The organism is Methylocystis echinoides, assembly GCF_040687965.1.
Classification (GTDB): domain Bacteria; phylum Pseudomonadota; class Alphaproteobacteria; order Rhizobiales; family Beijerinckiaceae; genus Methylocystis; species Methylocystis echinoides_A.
In genome coordinates this window covers 108277-130520 of sequence record NZ_CP156087.1, presented here as the reverse complement: position 1 = coordinate 130520, position 22244 = coordinate 108277, and the positions used below count along the sequence as shown (strand labels likewise).

At 59.1% G+C, this 22244-nt stretch carries 20 protein-coding genes; 9 read left to right on the top strand and 11 right to left on the bottom strand.

The window, feature by feature from the left end; translation table 11 throughout:
- Window positions 1-164: 164 nt before the first annotated feature.
- The 3 genes from repB to RVU70_RS21515 all read right to left on the bottom strand — a co-directional run bounded on the left by repB (window position 165) and on the right by RVU70_RS21515 (window position 5382).
- Window positions 165-1133, bottom strand: coding sequence for a plasmid partitioning protein RepB (repB, locus tag RVU70_RS21525; RefSeq protein WP_363352366.1), 969 nt, complete (start codon window positions 1131-1133; stop codon window positions 165-167).
- Window positions 1130-2362: a plasmid partitioning protein RepA gene (gene repA / locus RVU70_RS21520; protein WP_363352364.1), complete on the bottom strand. Its 1233-nt coding sequence runs from the start codon at window positions 2360-2362 to the stop codon at window positions 1130-1132. Before repA ends, repB begins: the two co-directional genes overlap by 4 nt.
- Before the next feature lie 869 nt (window positions 2363-3231).
- Window positions 3232-5382 carry a DNA topoisomerase gene (locus RVU70_RS21515; protein ID WP_363352362.1) on the bottom strand — a complete coding sequence of 717 codons (2151 nt, stop codon included), beginning with the start codon at window positions 5380-5382 and terminating at the stop codon, window positions 3232-3234.
- Window positions 5383-5584: 202 nt separating this feature from the next.
- Between RVU70_RS21515 and RVU70_RS21510 the strand changes: the two genes are divergently transcribed.
- The gene (locus RVU70_RS21510) at window positions 5585-6376 is read left to right on the top strand and encodes a 3'-5' exonuclease (RefSeq protein WP_363352360.1); all 792 of its coding nucleotides are present in this window, start codon (window positions 5585-5587) and stop codon (window positions 6374-6376) included.
- Window positions 6377-6415: 39 nt separating this feature from the next.
- Here RVU70_RS21510 and RVU70_RS21505 read toward each other — a convergent pair whose 3' ends face one another.
- Window positions 6416-6724, bottom strand: coding sequence for a hypothetical protein (locus tag RVU70_RS21505; protein WP_363352358.1), 309 nt, complete (start codon window positions 6722-6724; stop codon window positions 6416-6418).
- Between the two features lie 48 nt (window positions 6725-6772).
- Complete coding sequence (locus tag RVU70_RS21500) at window positions 6773-8890, bottom strand: ATP-dependent RecD-like DNA helicase (protein WP_363352484.1); 2118 nt, start codon at window positions 8888-8890, stop codon at window positions 6773-6775.
- A gap of 305 nt (window positions 8891-9195) precedes the next feature.
- On the opposite strand from RVU70_RS21500, the gene RVU70_RS21495 reads away from it, so the two are divergent.
- Window positions 9196-9402 (top strand): molybdopterin-binding protein, encoded by a 207-nt coding sequence (locus tag RVU70_RS21495; protein WP_281807134.1) that lies wholly within the window; start codon window positions 9196-9198, stop codon window positions 9400-9402.
- A 180-nt stretch (window positions 9403-9582) separates the two neighbouring features.
- Here the strand turns inward: RVU70_RS21495 and RVU70_RS21490 are convergent, their stop codons facing one another.
- The 3 genes from RVU70_RS21490 to RVU70_RS21480 form a co-directional block, all read right to left on the bottom strand.
- Window positions 9583-9801, bottom strand: a complete 219-nt coding sequence (locus RVU70_RS21490; RefSeq protein ID WP_363352356.1) for a hypothetical protein — start codon at window positions 9799-9801, stop codon at window positions 9583-9585.
- Window positions 9802-10005: 204 nt separating this feature from the next.
- Window positions 10006-10671, bottom strand: coding sequence for an SOS response-associated peptidase (locus RVU70_RS21485; RefSeq protein ID WP_363352354.1), 666 nt, complete (start codon window positions 10669-10671; stop codon window positions 10006-10008).
- A 12-nt stretch (window positions 10672-10683) separates the two neighbouring features.
- Window positions 10684-12747: an ATP-dependent helicase gene (locus RVU70_RS21480; protein WP_363352352.1), complete on the bottom strand. Its 2064-nt coding sequence runs from the start codon at window positions 12745-12747 to the stop codon at window positions 10684-10686.
- 340 nt (window positions 12748-13087) lie between these two features.
- On the opposite strand from RVU70_RS21480, the gene RVU70_RS21475 reads away from it, so the two are divergent.
- Genes RVU70_RS21475 through RVU70_RS21460 form a run of 4 tightly spaced genes read left to right on the top strand, consistent with a single transcriptional unit; the run spans window position 13088 to window position 18710 of the window.
- Window positions 13088-13456 (top strand): type II toxin-antitoxin system RelE/ParE family toxin, encoded by a 369-nt coding sequence (locus RVU70_RS21475; RefSeq protein WP_363352482.1) that lies wholly within the window; start codon window positions 13088-13090, stop codon window positions 13454-13456.
- Window positions 13453-13827, top strand: coding sequence for a helix-turn-helix transcriptional regulator (locus tag RVU70_RS21470; protein ID WP_363352350.1), 375 nt, complete (start codon window positions 13453-13455; stop codon window positions 13825-13827). The genes RVU70_RS21475 and RVU70_RS21470 overlap by 4 nt, the downstream gene beginning before the upstream one ends.
- Window positions 13828-13884: 57 nt before the next feature.
- Entirely contained in the window at window positions 13885-15234 is a 1350-nt protein-coding gene (locus tag RVU70_RS21465) for a DNA repair exonuclease (protein WP_363352348.1), read from the top strand.
- Entirely contained in the window at window positions 15234-18710 is a 3477-nt protein-coding gene (locus tag RVU70_RS21460; protein ID WP_363352346.1) for an AAA family ATPase, read from the top strand. Before RVU70_RS21465 ends, RVU70_RS21460 begins: the two co-directional genes overlap by 1 nt.
- Window positions 18711-19052: 342 nt before the next feature.
- Here RVU70_RS21460 and RVU70_RS21455 read toward each other — a convergent pair whose 3' ends face one another.
- Window positions 19053-19466: a phospholipase D-like domain-containing protein gene (locus RVU70_RS21455; protein WP_363352344.1), complete on the bottom strand. Its 414-nt coding sequence runs from the start codon at window positions 19464-19466 to the stop codon at window positions 19053-19055.
- A complete protein-coding gene (locus tag RVU70_RS21450) occupies window positions 19391-19630 on the bottom strand; it encodes a phospholipase D-like domain-containing protein (RefSeq protein WP_363352480.1) in 240 nt (79 codons plus the stop codon). Before RVU70_RS21450 ends, RVU70_RS21455 begins: the two co-directional genes overlap by 76 nt.
- A 248-nt stretch (window positions 19631-19878) precedes the next feature.
- Here RVU70_RS21450 and RVU70_RS21445 point away from each other — a divergent pair, with 248 nt between their 5' ends.
- Window positions 19879-20508, top strand: coding sequence for a cupin domain-containing protein (locus tag RVU70_RS21445; protein WP_363352342.1), 630 nt, complete (start codon window positions 19879-19881; stop codon window positions 20506-20508).
- Between the two features lie 26 nt (window positions 20509-20534).
- Here RVU70_RS21445 and RVU70_RS21440 read toward each other — a convergent pair whose 3' ends face one another.
- Window positions 20535-20753, bottom strand: coding sequence for a hypothetical protein (locus tag RVU70_RS21440; protein WP_363352340.1), 219 nt, complete (start codon window positions 20751-20753; stop codon window positions 20535-20537).
- Window positions 20754-21209: 456 nt separating this feature from the next.
- On the opposite strand from RVU70_RS21440, the gene RVU70_RS21435 reads away from it, so the two are divergent.
- Both RVU70_RS21435 and RVU70_RS21430 read left to right on the top strand, forming a co-directional pair.
- Entirely contained in the window at window positions 21210-21932 is a 723-nt protein-coding gene (locus tag RVU70_RS21435; RefSeq protein ID WP_363352338.1) for a lytic transglycosylase domain-containing protein, read from the top strand.
- A complete protein-coding gene (locus RVU70_RS21430; protein ID WP_363352336.1) occupies window positions 21929-22243 on the top strand; it encodes a TrbC/VirB2 family protein in 315 nt (104 codons plus the stop codon). The genes RVU70_RS21435 and RVU70_RS21430 overlap by 4 nt, the downstream gene beginning before the upstream one ends.
- Window position 22244: the final 1 nt, after the last annotated feature.

Here is a 22244-nt window from a genome sequence, read left to right as displayed (position 1 = left end):
GGCGCCGACTCTTGACAGCGATTCGCGGAAGTGTGATTCTCTTAGGTGCTAAACTTCGAGAAGGGCTTCCGGGACGGTGACGTTTCGGGGGCCTTTTTCTTTTGCGTTAACTCCTACTCATGTTTCTAGAGTGTCCTGCTGGCGCTGGACGGCGATCTTCCGGATTAACCCGGGTTATTGTTCTGGTCCGCCTCGAATTCGCGGATCAGATCCGGCAGACGGGCTTCCAGATAGGCGCTGAAACGGCGGTTCCTCATGACGAGCCGACTCCCGGACGGCCTGGATACGAACTGTCCGAGGAGAACCCCCGCGGTAGTTTTGAGATCGGTCGGCTGCGCGACGGTTTTTTTCTCCGCGAGACGTTCGACAAGATGGGCGAAGCGGTCCTTGGCGGTCTGAAATTCGGGAGTGGACGTGATCTGGATCGCGTAATCGATGGCGTCGGAATTCTTCAACCGGTCTGCAAGCGCTTGCCATCGCGTGCGTCCAATCGACGGAGCGGCGCCGATCTTGAGGACGATTTCCGGCGTCACCGTCTGGATGATCGTCAGATGGTCTGAAAGGTGAGTTTTCGATACGCCAAGAGCGATCGAGATTACCTCGCGAGCGACACCGGAGTTTGAAAGGCGCCAAGCGAAGAGGGACTTTTCGATATACGTCAGGTCCTTTCGCGCGTTGTTCTCCTGCCCCTGCGCGATGATCAGCTCATCATCGGTGAGGCGGCGGACGACGGCTTTGACCTTTATCCCGAGCGTGCGCGCCACTCTAACTCGCCGATGCCCGAAGGCGATCTGGAAGCGGCCGTTTGTCTGCGCCGGGCGCACGAGAATTGGGATTTGCTGTCCCGAACTGCGTATGCTTTCAACAAGGGATTGGAACGCTTCGTCCTCGTCATTGTCGATCCGATCGCTGGCGAATGACACTTCGAGGTCATGAGGATCGAGTTCGACGATGATCTCGCCCTTGGCAATCTGCTCACGGATTTCTTTCACTTCCTCAACTTCGTGCTGAAGTTGCTCGCCGAAACTCTTGACAGAGCCAGCCATCATTCGCGGCGGCGGAGGGCTCGCCTGCGCTGTCACGGGCCCCGCCTTCGTGATTTCGTTGAGGAGGTTTTTGAGTGGAGACTTCATGATTCCCTCCCCCATGCCTGGCGGATGAGTCTTTCAACCTCTTCATTCACGGAATTTACGGAGTCGATCGCACGGTCGTACGTGTTCCGGTTCATGCTCTCGCGGCCTGCCTCGTAGAGCGTCAGGCGGGAAAGACCGGCGTCCGAGATGGCCGTCGATTTGAGCATCATGTTCGTCATAACGCGATCGGCGAACATGCCTCTCAGAAATGTGACGATCTGCGTCTGGGGAGCGTCGTTCGGCTCGTAACGGGTGATCAGATAGCGGAACCAGTCAATCTGGGAGTCGCCGCCGGCATTCTCGATCACCTGCAGTAACTGTCCTTTCATCGCGAGAAACTGGCTCATGCTGGCGACATCCAGCATCTGCGGATGGATTGTGATGATCGCGGCGGTGGCGGCGCATAGCGCGCTCAATGTCAAAAAGCCAAGTTGAGGCGGGCAATCAACCACGACGATGTCGTAGCAATTATCTACTTCACGGAGGACGCCGCTCATTCGATTAAAGAAGGCCGCGCCGCCTCCCGGCTGCCGCATGAATCTCGCTGTATCGTGTTCAAACTCTTGAAGTTCAATATTAGCGGGAACGATGTCCGCGCCTTCCATGTAAGTCTTTCGAATGATGTCGGTCAGGTTTTTGCGCTGCTCGTCGTATCGCATCGCGCCATAGATCGACTGGTCCGGGCCGACGTCATATTCAGGTTGAAGGCCGAACATGGTCGAGAGCGACGCCTGCGGGTCGAGGTCTATGGCAAGTGTGCGGTAACCCCGCATAGCGAGATACTGGACGAGATGCGCCGTCGTCGTAGTCTTTCCTGAGCCGCCTTTAAAATTCGAGATGGCGATGACGCAGAGCCTTTCGCCCGCCCTGCGGGTCGGCATGTGCGATGCCTTGAATTCCGCGAGACGCCTGCGGACGGCGTGAATTTGGCCGAGCGTGAAAAGGAACCGGCCGCCCGGGGTGCGTTCCGGCTCTTCGATTCTACTTTCGGGATCCGATATTATCTGCCTCAAATAGGTGTCGCTGATACCCAGCAGTCTCGAGGCTTCGTTGCTAGTGAACTTACGCAGCGTCTTGCTTGCCGAGGGAGGATAGAGTCTTTCCCGAAACTCCTGAAGTCGAATGCTCAGGGTATTCGCGTCATCGAGCGCGTGCTGCGTGTAGGATTGTCTCCTCTCGGACGAATCCACATTGGGTGCCAGCGGCACCGCAGGGCTTGCAGCGTTCATTGAGTTCTCCAAAATCCACATATCGTCGACCATTTGACGAACTGCGGGAATAGCGCGGACAGCGAATCTATCAGAGACAGCGCTTTGAACGGCATCAGGGCGCCAGCACCGATTCGTGTCAAGAAAAAATGGGTTAACGAAGTGTTAGCGAGCCGGGTGCTCGGTAATACAGACGCTTTGACGCAGACTTACAAATAACCGGTAAAAATCGGTCTAAGATTCTTGCCGAATTACCTGCCTCAATAGATCAAATCGGAAAATATTCCGGGTTGGAGAACGTGGCCGGAATGGTTGAAATTTGGAGCTTCCATTGATTGAAAGTGTGCCTCAGCGGCGTGTGTTGCTTTGATCTGCGGCACCCCACCTCCTCCCAGCTGTCATTTCTTGGGAGCCGTCGATGTTTAGGTCGTTCCCATGTGGGAATTCCCATCTGGGAACTTTTAGAAGCAACAATCAGAGTTCCCATCTGGGAACTTCATGTTGGGAACTCGATGTCTTGCCCGATCTCTTCGACTGCGTCCTGCTCCTGAAACAATGGGCCGCATCGGCTCCCGCGGACAATGCCAGACACGGCGTTTCGAGGATGCGGCGACCGCCTATGCGGCTTAGCTCGTCCATGCGCAGCGTGAGGAGACGCGGGCCTAACCCGCGCAAGCAGAGTAGGGGGCTGCCCTACCCTCCGCTTGCTTCCAGCATGCTTGTCGCCCATGTGAAGAAGGTCGAGGATATGCTGGACGCAATCCTTTATGCGTAGGTCACAAGTCGCACACTAGAAGGGCATGCAACGCCATTCTGCGACCGAGACTCTGCAATCTGGATCCCCGAATGCTCTCAATTCTCAAAAAATGCGCGCTTCGGTCGCCGTTTCGTCATTTCGTGTGCTCATCAAGAAAGCGTCGACATGCGTCAAAATCCTGCTGATAGCCCTCAGGCAAGGGTGCCTTCTTAGTGCGCGCGATCGTCTGCGCGTACGCGACCATTTTCGCGGTAGGCGCTTTCCGGTTTCCGGCTCTTGCGTCCTCAGCGTTCGCGACTGAGGCGAGACCGTTGTGTGTCGTTACTCGGCGGTTTGTCGATCGGCGCTGTGTTCGAACCGGCTTCCGGCCCTTAGTCTCGGACCGATTGCGAGTCTTTTCGCCATAACTCTGCCTCCCGGATCGACGAGCTTGCGTGGAACTTTCCAGATTGATCGTTCCGCTCGATCGCTTTCGGAGCGCCTCAATCAGATCCCCCGCTGCGGCGGCAATGCCATCGATCACCGCGCGGAAATCCGCCCTCCCGGTGACAACCTCGTCGAGACGCATCTCCCATAACGCCGTTGTGCCGGGATCGACGAGCGCAGGCGCCAAAGCGCGCAGAAGCTCGAACAGTTGAAGCCCCGCGGCGGTTGGCGCCACCAGCTTGCCTTCTGCAATCAGCAAGTTTTGACGCTTCAATCCCTTGATGATTTCAGCCCGGGTGGCGGGGGTCCCGATGCCCTTGGCTTCCTTGAGCCGGTCACGTAGAGCTGGATCTTCGACAAAGCGCCATGCGTTTTGCATCGCGTCGACCAGCGTGCCTTCGCTATAGCGAGGCGGAGGCTGGGTTCTTTTCGCCTCCACCTTCGTTTCCGACAGAGTCGCGGCGTCACCGTCATTCATGGGCGGCAGCGTCTGCCCTGCCTCTGAGTCCGGTTCCGCCTCGCCGATCTGATAGACTGCCTTCCAGCCGAGGCGCAGCGGAACGCGGCCGACTGCCCGAAACTCTGCCGAGCCCCCATCTGGCAGAGGAACCGGCATGGTGACGACAGTCTGCCGATATTCGTAATCCGGCATGATGATCGCCAAGTAGGAACGGCAAATCAAAGCGAACAAGCGCTTTTCGTCGTCGTTCAGCCGGACTAACCGGCTTTCCGGATCATCGAGAACGTTAACATTGGGAACGATGGCGTGATGCGAAACGCCCTCGAGCGCTTTGTCGCAGAAATGGCCCGATTTCCCGCGGCGGATCACTGGCGAAGCAATTTCCAGGTGAGCAAAGCCACGCAGACGCGTAAGCGCGGCGACGATCGCCGCCACGTCATGGATCTGGTTTTCGCTTAGGTAACGGGCCTCTGCGCGAGGATAGGTGATCAATTTCTTGCCGTCGCCGTCATAAAGCTCCTGCGCGATGGCGAGGGTCTTGTCTGCTGTCCACCCCCACCGCTGGCCGCAGGTCTTCTGCAGGGAGGGCAAATCAAATAGACGAGGCGGCGCTTGTCGCTTCTCCTCGACCGAGACACGCAGCACTCCCTGATACCCCGCCGCAGCCTTTGCGATCGCCTCGGCCTGGGCGCGCTCCCTGAGTCGCATTTTCGCGGAAGGCGCGTGGCGCATCAAAAAATCGCCGTTGGCGACCGTCGCGACGGCGACAACCTCGAAATAGTCTTCAGGCCGGAAATTGACGATCTCCAGTTCACGCAGGCAGACAATCGCCAGCGTCGGCGTCTTGACCCGACCGATTCCGATGACCCCGCGCACGCCTGGCGGGACTAACGTCTTCGTCGCCGTCCGGGTGAGCGAGAGATTGAAGATCTGATCCGCCTGTTGGCGGGCCACCGCCGCTTCGTAGAGCGGGCGCATCTCCGCGTTCGGCTTCAGCCGAGCGAAGGCTTGCTGCAGCGTTTTCGGATCCTGCGCCGTGAACAAGGCCCGCCGAACGCGTCCGCGATAGCCGAGATGTTCGAGGATTTCTTGACCGATCAGCTGGCCTTCACGGTCACAGTCGGTCGCCAGGATGACGTCGTCGCAGGCCTTGAGCGCCGCGGCGATGGCTTTCAGCTTTGGCCCTTTGTTTCCCCCTGTGGCAGGGCAGGTCGGATAGAGCCCCTCGGGGTTAAGGACGACGCAGGACCAACTCTTCCAGGCCGCATTAACCTCTTCGGGTTCGGCCAAGCGGAGGAGGTGCCCCTCAGCCGGGAGAATTTGCCCGAAGCGCGCGCCCAGGGCGGCCCGTAGGTCCCTGGCTTGGCTGGTCTTCTCCGTAATGATCACTGTCGCCATGGGGCCGCCGAATCAGAATGCCTGCCGCAAGCCTAGCGCAAGGCTTGGAACAAATACAGAACACCGAAGAGGGGGAGCCGACGGCCAGGTGGCCGACCCAATGGTCAGTGGTAGACTCAGCGCGGCGGTTTTCCCGACGGCCTTGATCCGAGGCATGGCCGCTGCTTTTGGCAAGCGTCGCCGTTCCCCCACGGGCTGATCCATGACCGCGCTAGTTGTCTTCGATATTGAAGCTGTTCCCGATCTTGAGGTCGGCCGGCGTCTGCTCGGTCAGCCGGAAGACGCGCCCGACGCCGACGTCAGGAGGTTGCTGGGCGAACGCTACGCACGCGATGGGCAGGACCCGACGACCGCCTTCTTAAAGACGCCGATGTATCGGATCGTCTCGATCGCCGCCCTCTACGCGAAGCGGGAAGAAGGGGGCGGCCCGTGGACTGTGAGCCAGTTCGGCAGTCGATCGATCGCCGAGAGGAGCGAGGCTGAATTGCTGCTCGGCTTCGTCAAAAGCCTGCCGGTAGACGGACGCGGCACCGGCCCCATGCTTGTGACTTTCGGCGGCAACGGTTTCGACCTTCCATTGCTACGCTACCGGTCGTTCGCTCTCGGAGTACCTCTGTCTGGGCTCTACAATGGGGGCCGTCGAAACTATTGGCATCGCTTCGGCCAGGATCACATCGACCTATGCGACGTCCTGTCGACTTACGGCGCTTCGATTAAACCCAGTCTTGCCGAGATGGCGGCGTTGGCGAACATTCCCGCAAAGATTGGCGGCGTCGACGGCAGTCAGGTTGAGGCGCTCGTAACAGCGGGTCAGCTAGCCGAGGTGGCGGACTATTGCTTGACTGACGTCATCGCTACTTATTGTGTGTTCCTCCGCTATGAAATGGCGCGCGGCGATCTGAGGCAAGCCTATTTCGACGCGTCCATGGACAACCTTCGGTCAACCATTCAGAGGCACATTGAGCAGAGGCCGCTCCTGTCAGCGTTCCTCTAACGCTTTGGTCCGGGGGATTTGAATTCTCGGAGCAGCGGCTCATTTCAACGACATGACTCGGCTCAAGTCCCAGAATGTGCCGCGCCAGTTGGAGATCTGGCCCTCGTTGCCACATGCGTGACAGCGCCAGACCACAAGACCTGTTTCAGTGAGACTGATGTCGACGGCCTTATCTTTCGGATTGCGGCATTTGAAACAGGTCGGCCGAGGCGCGTCGTCCGGCCGCTTTTTGTTGGAGGCGTAAGCGACCGCGGCGGTCGCGAAATCCGCGATCTTGCGGCCCGGGCCTTTATCGATGGCGATTGCGCCTTTGGCGTCCACATAGTGGTCCAAGGAAATCACATACATCAATCGCGAGTCTCCGGTTTCAATTTCTTTAGATCGCAAAGCCGTAGATCAGGCCACGCTCATCGGCGGGATCGAGGAGCATGGCTTCGCGAGCCATTCTCGAAGTTTTGTCCAGCGCCGACGGCCGGAAACATTCTTCACCGCAATCGCCACCGCCTTGGCTTGGCCGACCAGCACCACGAGTTTCTTCCCGCGGGTTACGCCGGTGTAAATCAGATTGCGTTGAAGCATGGCATAATGCTGCGTCATGATGGGAATCACGACAGCTGGATATTCCGATCCTTGGGACTTGTGGATGGTGGCGGCATAGGCCGGAACGAGCGTGTCGAGTTCGCCGAATTCATAGATGACAGAGCGGCCATCAAAGTTCGCCGTCAACTCTCCTGTGTCGACATCGATTCCCTCGATGTAGCCGACATCGCCATTGTAGACTTCCTTGTCATAGTCATTTTCGATTTGCATCACCTTGTCCCTTGGGGCGAATGTCCAACCAAATCGCTCTACTTTCTTTTCGCCAGCTGGGTTCAGGACGGATTGGAGTTCGACATTCAGGGAGCGAGCGCCGACACCGCCGCGGTTCATCGGACAAAGAACCTGAATGTCGCGGATCGGATCAAAACCAAAACGTTCTGGTATGCGACGTTTAACGAGATTGACGATCGTGGATACGGCTTTTTCGGGCTCTGCCGCTGCGACGAAATAGAAATCGCTGTCGCTTGGCGGTCGCCTGAGATCCGGCATGATCCCCTTATTGATGTTATGGGCCGCCAGGATGATCCGGCTCTGGGCCGCCTGCCGAAATACTTCCGTCAGGCGCACAACGGGAACGGCGCCAGACTGAATGATGTCGGCGAGGACCTGTCCAGGGCCGATAGAAGGCAACTGGTCAATATCACCGACAACCAGCAATGCAGAGTCATTGGGCAAGGCCTTGAGCAGCGCTTGCATCAGCATCACGTCGACCATGGAGGCTTCGTCGACGACGAGCAGTTCGCAGTCGATCGGGTTGTCGTCGTTCTTCTTGAACCCGCCATTTTTTGGATCGACTTCGAGGAGGCGGTGAATCGTCTTTGCCTCGAAGCCCGTCGCCTCCGTCATGCGCTTTGCGGCGCGGCCAGTGGGCGCGCAAAGAAGAAGCTTGACGCCCTTCGCCGCCAGAATGCGCAGGATGGAGTTGACGATCGTTGTCTTTCCGACGCCCGGACCGCCGGTGATGACGAGAACCTTCGTCATCAAAGCCAGGCGAATGGCTTCATTCTGGCGTTCCGCCAGCGCCAAACCGGTTTTCTGCTCGATCCAGGGGAGGGCCTTGGTTGGATCGATCCACGGCCACGGCAGCTTGCCGTTCAGGAGAGTCTGCAACCGCTGGGCAATCGTCTGTTCCGCGCGGTAGAGGCCGGTCAGAAAAACGCAATCCGTCTCGGCTACCTGGTCTCGCACGACGACGCCTTCGCCAAGCTCCAGGTCCAAGGCCGTCCGAACCAACTCTTGGGGGACTTCGAGGAGTTCTCCCGCGAGCGGCAGCAGCTTGTCGATTGGCAGCCCGCAGTGTCCTTCGTCCATGGCTTCGGTGAGGGCGTAGGAAATTCCCGCGCGCACGCGGATCATCGCCGTCTTCTCGATGCCGAGTTTCATGGCGATGGCGTCCGCCGTCTTGAAGCCGATTCCGCGAATATCTCGGGCGAGGCGATAGGGGTTCTCCGTCATCACCTGCACGGCGTCGGCGCCATAGGTCTTGAAGATCCGGACAGCCCGGGCGGTGCCGACGCCGTGACTGTGAAGGAACACCATGATCTCCCGCACGACTTTTTGTTCGGCCCAGGCCGAAACGATTCGCTGGGCCCGGATCGGGCCAATGCCGTCGACCTCTTTCAGCCGATCGGGCTCGGCTTCAATGACGTCGAAGACCTTGTCGCCGAACGCCTTGACCATGCGCTTGGCGTAGGCCGGCCCGATTCCCCGGATCATCCCGGAGGCGAGATATTTCTCAATTCCCTCGGCGGTCGTTGGGGCCGATGTTTTCAGGAACCGGGCCTTGAATTGCTGGCCATGGTTTCGGTCGTTGACCCACTCGCCAGTGACCGTGATCCATTCCCCAGCGGAAATCGTCGCGGCGTGGCCGACGACGGTGACAAGGTCGCGATGACCGCGCGCCTTCACGCGCAAGACGCAGAAGCCATTCTCCTCATTGTGGAACGTCACGCGCTCGACGATTCCTGCGAGAACCTCTCCGGCTCGATCTGGCGGGGTGCGTTGTGGGGCGGTCATGGGATGGGCGTTCTGGTTGACGAAGCCGGCAGATTAGCGTCAATCCGCAATCGCTTACAGCTACGCCAGCCGCGACGCTTTGACCGAAGCGTCCGCCGAGCCATGACGGGCGGGCGCGTGACGCCAGTGGCGCAGCGTGGTGACAGTCGCAGCTACCGCACCTATGTAAGATCTGCATTTTACCAGAAGTGGGAGGATTGAGCATGAAACTGTCGGCGCGTAACGTTCTCGAAGGAACCGTTAAGGAAATCAAAAAAGGCGCAACGACCGCTCACGTTCTCATTGACGTGAAAGGCATCACAATCACAGCGTCAATCACGAACGAGTCGGTGGACGAACTCGGCTTGCATGTCGGTGGGAAAGCCAAGGCTATCATCAAGTCTTCAGAGGTGATTGTCGGGGTTGATTAACAGCCGGCAAGGAATTGGCCGGCCGCTGAGAGATAGCGAGCCCGGGGCTTGATTTTACTTCAAGCCCTCGGCGGCCGGCCTTACGCACGCGCTCACAGCAGCGCCTCCTACTAAACGAGAGGGCCCGCCCATCAGCGCGCATCCAGGAAAGCCAGAAGCTACCTCAGCGATCAAGCGACGCTAATTTAGCGTCTCCCCGCGAAGACCGATCCCCATCGGGAAGGGCGGCAACTGCCCGTAGGTTGAGGCAGCTGTGAGCGCTCCCGCAGAGATTTCGCCCATTCGATCGAGCAAATCATTCGACAGAGCGACCGAACTCGATCGAGCTGTCGCCAAGTCGACAATCTCCGTCAACGCTTCCGTGAGGATTGCGAGTTGAGTAATGGCGTCGTTCGTCATCGGCGACCTCTCAGAACTCGTACTCATCTAAGAATGGCGCAAAATCAGCGTCCTCACAACTATTCTGGTCACCGGGAAATGGGAGCAAACGCCATGCGACGGCGTGACTCGTAAAACCGAGGGCGCTCGCGGCCCATAGGGACGCTCACCCAGAAGCCTTCAGCTTTCCGTCTCGTAGGGAACGTTGATCGACAAACATGGCCGTCAGGCGGCGAGGCCTCCGTCGTCCTGCTTTCCGCCTCTCGCCACAATCCTGAGAGCGTCATCAGCGAGCGGTCGCTGCAGCCGGAGCGCCTCCTCGGGGGGCGCGGTCATCCAGAGGTCAATTTCCTCCCGGGTCGTCATGATGACGGGCATCGCCTTCGGATGAATAGCGCCAACGAGCTTGTTCGCTTCGGTGGTCAGAAACGCGAAGAGGTCGTTGGTCGTCTCGCCTTCCTTCACCTTGCGCACTGAGGTCCACCGAGTCCAAATCCCGGCGAAGAACGCGAGCGGCCGCGTCTCGTCGAGGGCGAACCAGACTGTCGGATGCGCGCCATCGGGGAGAGCCTCATTTTCTGAGAAGCTGGTGAAGGGCACGAGGCAGCGGTTCCCGATCCCGAGCCAACGCCGCCAATGCGGAGACTTGACATTGCGGACATTGGTGACGCCGGGATCGCACTTCTTGCCCTTCAACGCGAAGACCGGCGAAGGCATCCCCCATCGCGCCATAGTCAACTCCCGCCCCTCGGAGCCGTTTCGGACGATCGGCGCGGCGTAGTCAGGGAAGATGGCGGGGAAGGGCGGCAAATTGCCGGTCCGATCATGCATGGCGCGGGCCATCTCGCGGATTGCTTGTTGCCCCTTGGTCATCGAGTAGAGATTGCACATGGGGCCTTCCCCTTATCGCCACATGGCGCGCATTTTGGCGCTGACATCGACGCGCGTCCCTCTTGCGCTCTGCCGCTCGCCTGAGGCGGCCGCAGTCCGCGGCCATGTCACGCATTCAAAATGGTGCAGCAAAGCTTTTGGGATAAAGCGGGTTCGCGAGGCGTAGACGTGCCGATCGCCTTGCGGGTGCTGTCCATGGGTGAAAAAGCGCTGTGGCGTGATCAGATGCAGAGTGTCCACCGCTCGCGTCATGGCGACATAGAGCAGCCGCCGTTCCTCTTCGATTTCAGCGGTCGTTCCGGCAGCCAGATCTGAGGGGATGCAGCCGTCGACAGCGTTGAGGACGAAGACCGATTTCCATTCCTGTCCCTTAGCCGAATGGATGGTGGACAGGATCAAATAATCCTCGTCGAGAAGCGGCGCGCCGGCCTGGTCGCTCGTGGCGTCCGGCGGGTCGAGAGTCAATTCGGTGAGGAAGCGCTCCCGCGAGGGGTAGCCTGCCGCCATCTGTTCGAGTTGCAGCAGATCGGCCAGGCGCGTCACCGCATCTTCGTGAATGCGCTCGAGATGGGGTTCGTACCAGCGGCGCGCGCTTGCGATTTCAGTCGGCCACCCCGCCTTGCCCGCGCGCACATATTGGAGCGTTTCTACAAACCCTGGCCAGTCGTCGCCCGAGCGCGGGGGCGCGGGGATATCCGAGAGCGCGAACAACGGGTCGGGTTGCTCCGCCATCAGGTCGAGCACGCGTTGCGCGGACGCCGGACCGACGCCGGGCAGAAGCTGCATGAGGCGAAAGCCGGCGACGCGGTCAAGCGGATTCTGCGCGAACCGCAGCAGGGCGAGCATATCTTTGACGTGGGCGCTGTCGAGGAATTTTAGCCCGCCGAACTTGACGAACGGAATGTTACGGCGGGTCAGCTCCAGTTCAAGCGGGCCGCTGTGATGTGAGGCGCGGAACAGCACGGCCTGTTGTTTCAGGCGCGCGCCGATTTCCCGGTCCTCCAGGACGCGCTCGACGACGTAGCGGGCTTGGTCGGCCTCGTCGGGTACGGTGATGAGCCGAGGCTTTTCCCCTGATGGGCGTTCCGTCCACAGGTTCTTGGTGAAACGCTCGCTGGCAAGTTCGATCACGCTGTTCGCGGCGGCGAGGATCGGTTGCGTCGAGCGATAATTGCGGTCGAGCGTGACGATGTCGGCGGGAGGGCTGAAAACCTTCGGAAATTCGAGGATGCTGCGCACGGTCGCGGCGCGGAAGGAATAGATCGACTGGGCATCGTCGCCGACGACGGTGAGGCCGCGCCCGTCCGGCTTCATCGCCAGCAGGATCGAGGATTGGAGTCGGTTCGTGTCCTGATATTCATCCACGAGGACGTGATCGAATCTCCCGCCAATGTCCTCGGCGAGGGCCGGCTCGCCTAACGTCTGCGCCCAATAGAGCAGTAAGTCGTCGTAATCGAGAACGTTCTGCGCCTGCTTGGCCTCGACATAAGTCGCGAACAACTCGCGCAGCTGGGCGCTCCAGCCAGCGCACCAGGGAAAGCATCCTTCGAGGACGTCGTCGAGCGGCAGCTCCTCATTGACGGCGCGGGAATAAATGCCGAGGCAAGTCCCCTTGGTCGGGAAGCGGCTCTCCGCCTTCGAGAAGCCCAGCTCGTGCCGGACAAGGTTCATCAGGTCCGCGGCGTCCTCCCGATCGTGGATTGTGAAGTCGGGATTGAGACCGATCTCAGCGGCGTATTCGCGTAATAGGCGAGCGCCGACCCCGTGAAACGTCCCCGCCCAGGCGACCCCGTTGATCAGGATCCCGCCGTTGGCTCCCAACGCCTCTGCGCAGATGCGCTCGACGCGTCGCCTCATCTCGGCCGCCGCCCGGCGGGAAAAGGTCATCAGCAAGATGCGACGCGGATCGGCGCCATTGACGATCAGATGCGCGACGCGATGGGCGAGGGTGTTGGTCTTGCCAGAGCCGGCCCCTGCGATGACGAGCAGCGGCCCGCCCGGCGCAGACCCCTTTTCCAAGACGCCGTGCTCGACGGCGCGCCGCTGTTCGGCGTTGAGTTTTTCGAGGTAGGCCACGGGCGGCGCTCGCGAATCAGGGGCAGGACAGGGGACCGAGTGAACCACAATTCGCGTTTTGTTCGCAACGTCTCCACAAAACGAAAAAGCTGGCCGCTGCCGGCTTGGCTTCGCCTTTGCGCCTCGGAGAGCGGGGTTTGGTTCCGCTCTTGTCGCCCTCGGGTCTCTTTTGACCGCTTACTCATTCTCCTCCTTGGCCGCTTATGGCCTGCCGGGACGACGGGGCCTGACAAGGTCGCCCAGGGCCGGATACTTTGTTCTGGCTTTCCTGGGTGTTGTCTGACGTCCATCTTTTCAGAATGGACTTGAAACCATATGGATCGGAGTCCATAATATGACCATTGAGTGGCCAGTTACGTTTCATCCCGAGTTTGAGCTTGAATTCGACGAGCTCGACGCGGATGTGCAAGACGAGCTGCTCGCTCAGGCCAGCCTTTTGGAGGCGTTCGGTCCACGTTTGGGTAGACCTCGGGTCGATACCCTGAACGGGTCTGCGTACGCCAATATGAAGGAAATGCGATTTGACGCTGCCGACGGCGTCTGGCGCGTGGCGTTCGCCTTTGACCCAGAACAGCAGGCCATCCTGCTGGTAGCCGGGGATAAGAGCGGGAAGAACGAGAAGCGCTTTTACAAGCGGCTGATCGCCAGAGCGGATAAGCGGTATGAGGACCACCTCGCGGCCCTGAAGAAGAAAAGGAAACGCAAATGACCACGTTGCAGAAAAAAATCGCTGGCCTCCCGGCGTCGCGGCGTGCTCGCGTCGCAGCGAGAACCTCAGAACTAATCACGGAAGAGAACGCCCTGAGACAGCTGCGCGAGGCGCATAAAAAAACGCAGGCCAAGGTTGCCAAGGAGCTTGGCATTGGCCAAGATAGCGTGTCTCGCCTTGAAAAGCGCAGTGACATGCTGATTTCCACGCTCCGCGATTATGTCGCGGCAATCGGCGGCAAAATGCGCCTTCTCGTGGAATTCGAGGACCAGCCACCGATTGAGCTGGAGAACCTCGGCGTTCTTCATAAGCCTATCAAGGTCCGCCGCAAGGTCGCCTCTCTTGGGAAACGAGCCACCAAAGCCGCCTAATTCCCTAGCGTCACGTGGAAAATTTACTTTCGGGCAAGCCGCCGAATTGTTCGGTCATTGCACGAGTATGCCTCGAAAGCCGCTATCTTCATCAATTTTCCGGACGGAGGAATTTCTGTGGCTTTTCGGTTTGTGCACAGCGCGGATATTCACCTTGATTCCCCATTGAGGTCCCTGGCCTTACTCAATCCGGAATTGGGAAAGCTAATCGGCAACGCGACGCGGCGCGCTTTTCAGAATATTGTTGATTTGTGCATCGACGAGAAAGTTGATGCTCTTGTTCTCGCCGGCGACCTCTACGACGGCGATCAGACTTCGATGAAGACGGCGAAATTTTTCGCCAATGAAATGAATCGGCTGGCGCAGGCAGGCGCACAGGTCTTCATCGTTCGAGGCAATCACGACGCTGAAACGAAGATCTCAAACCAGCTGACCATGCCTGCAGCGGTGACCGTATTTACAGGCCGGGCTGACTTTGTGGAGATTCGGGCGAAGGGCGGCGGCCTGCCCGTGGCAATTCACGGAATGAGTTTCAGTTCCCCGACTGTTTCGTCGAGCCTATTGCCCAAGTACAAGGCTCCGGTCGAGGGCGCCTTCAATATTGGCGTTCTCCACACGAGCTTGACCGGCGCTGACGGTCACAACAATTATTCGCCATGCACATTGGCGGAGCTGCAGGCTTTCGGCTACCGGTATTGGGCATTGGGCCACGTGCATAAACGGGCTGTCTACAATGGCGCCTGCACGGTCGTGATGCCTGGGAATCCACAGGGCCGCGACATAAACGAGTCCGGGCCCAAGTCGGCGACGCTCGTAACTATCCACGATGACGGCTCGGTCGAACTCGAGGAGCGCTTCACAAGCATAGCTGAATTCGTACGAATCCCAGTTGTGGTCGAGGGGTGCGGGGACTGGGGTGGCGTCGTCATAGCGATGAGGCGCGCGATCGAGAAGGCGCGTGGGGTGGCGCGTTCAAATCATCTGGTCGGCCGGATCATGCTTTCCGGCGCAACGCTTGCGGCCTGGGACCTCCGTGCGAAAGACCTTCTGCTGAAGGCAGAGGCAGATTCTTTTGCGGGCACAGCCGGCAATACCTGGATCGAGAGCATCGACAATGCCTGCACCAGGCCGACAGCTCTGGCAACGATCTCCGAAACCGGCGATACGCTGGCTGAACTGATGGAGGAGATCGAGGGCGGTGTTTTATCATCGCCGGCCTTCGTCATGGAGACGGAAGAAATCGCCACCGAGTTGCTCAAGGCCTTGCCCCGCGAGTGTCATGGTGCGCTCGGCGGCTCAAACGAGGCGGCGTTCAAGGCGGAGATCGAAAAACTCGCTCGCGAAGGCGCCGAAGAAGTTCTGGCGCGCTTGCGCGTGGATACGGGCGCCGGCACGGAGGGTTACTGATGCGACTCCTTCGTCTCAACCTCACGCGCTACGGCAAATTCACCGATTTCTTCTTCGACTTCGGCTCCACGGAGCCCGGAGTGCCGGATTTTCACGTGATTTACGGCCCGAATGAAGCTGGCAAGACGACGACGTTGACAGCGTTCCTCGATTTGCTTTTCGGGATCGACAAGAACAATCCCTATCATTTCCTCCATGACGCCATGGAGGTCGGCGGCGTTCTCCAGTTTGCTGGCGGCGTTCGTGAATTCCGTCGGATAAAGAAGCAGAATGGCAGTCTTTTGGACGCTATGGGGCAGCCGGTACCCGACGGCGCCATTCTCGATGAAATCGGCGGCCTCGGGCGTGCCGATTACAAGTTGAAATTTTCGCTTGACGCCGACACGCTCGAAAAGGGTGGCGAAAACATCATAGCAAGCAAGGGTGATCTCGGACAGCTTCTGTTCGCAGCAAGCGCCGGTGTGTTGGATCTGAGTATGAAGCTCGAGGGTCTGCGCGAGGAATGCGATCAGTTTTTCAGGAAGAGAGCGCACAAGACCGAACTTGCAGAACTGAAGAAGCAGTTGGATCAACTTGCCGAGCAGAAGGGTCAGATCGACACCCTCGTGAAGGTTTATCGAAAGCTTCTGGATGACAGTCGTGAGGCCGAGGAACGATATCGCAAGGCATTAAATGAGCGGACAAAGGCGCTGGCTGATAAATCCGAGTTGGAAAACTTAGAGGGGGCTCTCCCGCGCCTAGAAACTCTGAAGGATATATCCACTAAGCTGGCGGCGTTAGAAAACATTCCTCTTGTACCACCAGGCCTGAAGGAACAGGTCACACAGCTGCAGGCGAGAGAGATCAGGCTGGAAGCCGATCTCGAGAACGTCGTTTCCGATATTAGAGAGCTGACGGAAAAGATTGAAAGTATTGTTGTTGACGAGAAGGCGCTTGCCGTGTCGGAGCGCCTCCCGACAATCTGGGAGTTAAAGAGCCGCTTCAATGGCGCAGTTCTAGACATCCCCAAGCTGAAGCCACAGGTTCAAAAACTTTCGGAAGATATCGCCGGAATACTGCATGAGATCGGCCGGAAAGGCGAGGAGGACCCGAAGGCGCTGTTGCTTGACGCAAGTGTGATTGTCCCGTTGCGAGACCTCATTAAAAGCGAGTCAGGGGTTTTGGCCTTGCTGGAAAGCGCCAGGAAGGAGTGGTCGGACGCAGAAAAGGAGCTTGAGGAGGAGAGTGGCAAACTCTCTTCGCTTCAAACGAGGGCGGGCGCCGGCGATTCCGCGTCTCTGAAAATTCTCGCATCGATTGCAGCGGATATTCGCAGGGCTTCTCTTGATAATGCGCGCGTGGTGGCGGCCAAGGCGCTGAAGGCTTGGCGAGAGATCCTGGCGGACAAGATGAAGCCGCTCGCGCCCTGGCGCGGCGGATCAGACGATCTCGCGTCCATACGCCTTCCCGACGCCGCGCAGATCGAGCGGTGGAAAACAAAGATCGACGCGGCGGAAAATGCGCTTAATGATCAAAAAAGCGTTGTGGCCCGGCTGACGAACGAACTTTCGGAACTCTGTGCGCAACGGGACGCGTTGGCCGTGACCGCAGGCGTTATTTCTGACGGCGAAGCGACCCAGAGGCGCGCCGATCGCGAATGGGCCTGGGCAGAACATCGTCGTGAGTTAAGCGCTGGCACAGCGGACGCCTTTGAAGGAAAAATGCGCAGGGACGACCTAGCAGTGTCTGCGCGTTTCAGCCACGTTTCCGAAATTGTGAAGGTCAATCGGACACTTGAGGATATCGAGGTCAAAGAGCGAGGATTAAGGCGGGCCGAGGAGCTTCTGGAGGAAGCTAATCACGGCCTCGAAGACGCTCGTAACGAGGTTGCAGCGTCGATCAGGGCCGTCTCATCTGACTTTCTTGGGACGATGACGCCTGCTGAATTTGCCGGATGGGCGTTGCAATTCAGGGATGCCGCGGGAGCCCGGGATGAGGTCATGAAGGCCGAGCGAGCGCTTGGCGAGGCTGAAGACGACCTCACTTTGGCCGTCGAAAAACTCGCGACAACGATGGAGAAAGCTGGCGTTTCGCAGGATCGAAGCGCAGGCCTTGATGCGATGCTGCTCCTCTCAGAGGCGGCAATAGACGAGGCTAAGTCACTGCAGATGCGCGTGGAGGCAGTCGATTCTGCCAAACGCGCGCTGGCGAAACGCGTGGCGGAGCGCGACGAGGCGCAGCGGGAGATCGATCGCTGGAAAGGACAATGGATCCAGGCTGTCGGCTCGTGCTGGATTGGCGAAACCCATAAAAATCCGACAACCTCGTTGGTGAGCGAAATCCTGTCCAAATTGGTCGAACTGAAGTCGGCGCTTTCCGATCGCACGACGCTCGAAGGACGTATCGACAAGATGGAGCGCGACAAGAAGGCTTTTGAAACGGATGTTCAGTCGCTTGCGGTCGATATGGGCGAAGATAGCAAGAACCGCCCGACCTTGGCCTTGTTTGAAGAGCTTGAGGCGCGTGTCAAGCTGGCTAAGGAGCACAATCTGATTTTAAGCGAGAAAAAAACCGACCTTGAAACTTCGAAGGTCAAGCAAATTACCCATATCGACCTTATCGAAGATCATCGAAAAGGACGTCAGGGCGTCCTAGAGCAGCTGGACGTCAAGACGCTTGCCGAGGCTGCTGTTCGGCTTGATGAGGCGAAAACCAAGGCGGACCTTCTGGCGCGCAAGGCTGAGGAAGAAGGTCACATGTTGAAAGCGCTGGGCGTCGCTACGCTCGAAGACGCGGAGGCTGTCTTGGAAAAGATCGACCTGGCTGCGCTGTCCACTGAGAAAGCGGCTGCTGAAAACCGATTCAAAGACGCTGATGGCAGGCAGATGCAACATTTTTCCGAGAAGGCAAAATACGAGGAGCAGCTTGCTGCAATTGGCGGCGACGACGCCGTGGCTTTGATCGAAGAGAAGCGTCGCACAGTTTGTCTCGAGATCGAAGATAAAGCAAAGCGGTGGCTCCGCATGCGCGCCGGTATAGTTGCGGCTGAGCAAGCATTGCGGATCTATCGCGAGAAGCACCGCAGCTCGATGCTCGCCAACGCGTCTGAGGCCTTTGCAACGATAAGCCGCCGCGCCTACAGCAAGCTGGCTACGGTGCCCGACGGCGCGAGTGAAACGCTGGTTGGGGTTGTCGCGAATGGCGGCGGCTCACGCCTAGCAAGAGAGATGTCCAAGGGGACGCGGTTCCAGCTTTACCTGGCTCTTCGCGTCGCCGGCTATCAGGAATACGTCAATTGCCGACAGCCGCCGTCAGGCGTTCCTTTCGTCGCAGACGACATTATGGAGACTTTCGATGACGAGCGCGCCGAAGAGGCATTCGGACTCCTGGCGAAGATGGCCGAGGTCGGTCAGGTGATTTATCTGACCCACCATGAGCATCTATGCGCGATCGCGCAGAAGGTATGCCCTCATGTAAGATTGCATCGCTTCGCATAAGCCATCTTTACAATACCATACAGAGATCTGGGCTGCTGCCGGTAGTCGAGGCGTTCGAAATCGCGAGACACATCCAATCTCTGCGGCGTCGTAGACGGTCGAGAATAGGTGTGCTTAGGTGTTCTATCTCTTCAACAAGCCCTGAAATTCCGCAAACCAAGGTCGGCAATGCCGCAGCCTAACTGACGTTTTTGACAACCGCTTCATTATTGAGAAAATCGACGGCGAGAATGCGGTCGTTCAACGTTTCTCCAGGAGCGCATGCTAAACGAGCGGTCTCCGAAATAAGCCGCCTGTGCGCGTGGGGGCAAGGTACAGAGTCGCGCCCCTATTTTGATAAGACTACCAGGTTGAAGCTTTCCGCCAGCCCGCTGCGACGGCCTGCTCCTCGGTGCAGAACCAGCGCTTGTCACGCCCCTTGTCCATCCGCACGCGAGCATATGTGTGGTCCCCAGGCACATGATAGATACGCTCGCCGCTGCGGCTGATATTGCCCTTGATCAGGCAGCTCTCAGTTCCCGCCATTTCCGACTTTAGCGCGGGGGAGGGGGCAGGATTCGCAAATTGATTGCCGGGAGGCGGCAGCGGATTGGCGCCCGCCCATATTTGCTCGAAGCGAGCCTCGAAGGCGTTGGCTGCAGAAGGCTCACGAACGACAACGATATCATTGTCCTGCTGTTTCAGGCCCGAGGCTGACAAGTTTGCCGACCCCGAGCGCAGGATCCGGCCGTCGATCGCATAGGACTTGAGATGCATATAGGGCCCTGCGCCTTCATGCGGATGGCCCCTGCGATTTCGCGGAGTCGGTCGAAGGCATGCTGCTGGCTCGGATCGAGAACGATGCGGACGGCGACGCCACGCCTGCGGGCGTCAATTAGGGCGTCGATGACCGGCCAATCGGTCAGGGAATAAGCCGCCATGTCAATCTTCGCATGCGCCGAGCGCAGCAGACCGACATCCACGTGTTCGAGGTTCTCGGAAGGCGCATAGTGGATTTCCACCTCCCCGCCGCTGGCTGGCGGCGCGAACACGGGGAGGAGACCGAGCGCCGCAAACGCCAGGACCACGCCGCCGCCAATTCGTTTCCAAGCCCTCCACCCCATTTTCGGCCTTCTCCACGCCGCCGCGCTCGTATAAGAACAAATACAGAACAACAGAGGCCCTGTCCATGCCCCGAAAACCGAACCGCCGGTCGGATCGCTTCGTCGATCGCGAGCGTCTCTTGTCGGCGATCGGCGCGTGCCGGGAGAAAATCACGCGCGAACAGTCGCGCATGGAGATCTGCGGCCCTTTGTATCACTCATCGTCGACCGTCGTCGCAGCGATCGACGGGCTTGCGCTGATGCTCACCGGAAGGCGTGACTACTTCCATTTAGCGGGCCACGGGGTGCATGAAGATGTAAGGAATGCCGCCACAGGGAGGGACGCGATGCTCGCAGCCGGTAATCTGTTTGCCAACATCCCCGAGCATCTGACCGAGGTGGAATTTACCGCCTTGGCCGAGCTGCCGGGCGCGCGGATCGAACGCATCGTCTCGACTGGCCAAGCAAGCCCGGCTGGCTATTGGTACGACCAAGAGCAGACCGAATGGGTCATCCTGCTGAGCGGCTCAGCAGGACTGCTGTTCGAGGGGGAGGATGCTCCATGCATTTTGCGTCCGGGGGACTATGTCGAAATACCCGCGCGTCTTCGGCATCGGATCGAATGGACCGATGCGACCGAGCCGACGGTTTGGCTAGCGGTGCATGTTAACGCCCAACTCGGCGCCTCCTCAACTGCGCTAATCGAAGAAAGCTAGAAGCGCGCTTCAGCGATCAAGCGACGCTAATTTAGCGTCTCCCCGCGAAAACCGACCTCCATCGGAAACGGCGGCAACTGCCCGTAGGTTGCGGCGGCTGTGAGCGCTCCCGCAGCGATTTCCCCCATTCGATCGAGCAGATCATTCGACAGAGCGACCGAGCTCGATCGAGCTGTCGCCAAGTCGACAATCTCCGTCAACGCTTCCGTGACGATTGAGAGTTGAGCAATGGCGTCGTTCGTCATGGGCGACCTCTCAGAACTCGTACTCATGCAAGAATGTCGCAAAACCAGCATCCTCACAACTATCCTGGCCCCCGAGGAATGAAAGCAAGCGCGATGGAAGGCGTGACGCGTAGAGCCAAGAACGCTCGTCGCTTTAAAGAGGGAGCCCCCAGAGACGCTCTAGAATATATTTTAGCGTAGAACCGCCGCCCGCTTGACAGACAGGGGCACTGCGCGCCGGCGCCAAAACGGATCAATCTCGATCGAACCGCCACACGAATTCCTGGTGCGCTCTAAGGCACTGTCTAAAATGCCAGTTTCAACCATTGGTTCCTCGGAGCCCGTAGGCACAGCCAGCATTCCATAGCCGGGATCCCGCCGGAAGCTCCCGGCGTCGGTGAAAAATTACGTCTCGAGGCGCTTGCGCCGCGGGCCCGAGTTTGTTTAGTATATATTTTACTAGAACACAGAGGCAAGATGCGCGGCGCCGCTCTCGGAATTATCTTCGCTTTAGGCGCTGCATCGCAAGTTCTCGCGGGCGAAGCGGCGCTGATCGCGCGCGGGCACGCCCTGGAAGCGATGGTCTCGCCGTCTGGAAAGGTGGTTCCAGCGCCCGTCGCGGGCTCAGAGGTCGAGCGCGCGACTGAAGGCGGCGCGAAGAAGACCGAGAGTTGCCCGGGACCCGGGCCAATGCCGGCCAGCGCCGCGCGCGACCTCGTCGAGAAAATCGCCCGCGAGGAGAATTTCTACCCTGACTTCGTGCTGGCTGTGGCGCGCGCCGAGTCTCACTTTCAGAGCGACGCAGTTTCGCCTCGCGGCGCGATCGGACTCATGCAGCTCGAGCCCGAGACAGCCAAACATATCGGTGTCAATATCTGCGACCCCGCCGACAACGTCAGAGGCGGGGTCCGGTTTCTGCGCGACTTGCACAGCCGCTATCGGAATCCGCTGTTCATCCTCGCCGCTTACAACGCTGGCGAGAAGGCGCTTCTCGCGCATGGCGGCGTCCCGCCGTATCCGGAAACGGTGAGCTTCGTCGCCGCGGTCGTGAATGACTTCTACGACTGGCCCAAGATCAGCGGAAGGACAGGTGATGAGCGCGGCCCTCCGGCCACGGCACGGCAGCAGGAAAGCGCCAAGGACAAAAATTGGCGCTCGGGCTTCGTTTGGAACGTCGAACAGAATGGTGAACAGGAATGAGGCATTTTAAGAACATTGGCCCGCGCCGAATTTACCTGCTTGGCGCGCTGGCGTTGCTCCACATGAGCTCTCCGGCCTTTGCTACGGGCGGCACGCTTTCCCCCGTGCAGTCGACGCTGCAAACGCTGGTGCAGACCCTCACGGGGCCGATCTCGACGTCACTCGCCATTCTCGCCGTCATCGCTGCGGGCTTCCTGGCTTGGGCGGGGCGCATGACCTGGGGCATCGCAGGGTCGATCATCTTCGGCATCGTGCTGGTCTTCGGCTCGACGCAAATCGTCCAGTTCTTCCAGTCCTCCGTCGGTGGCTGAC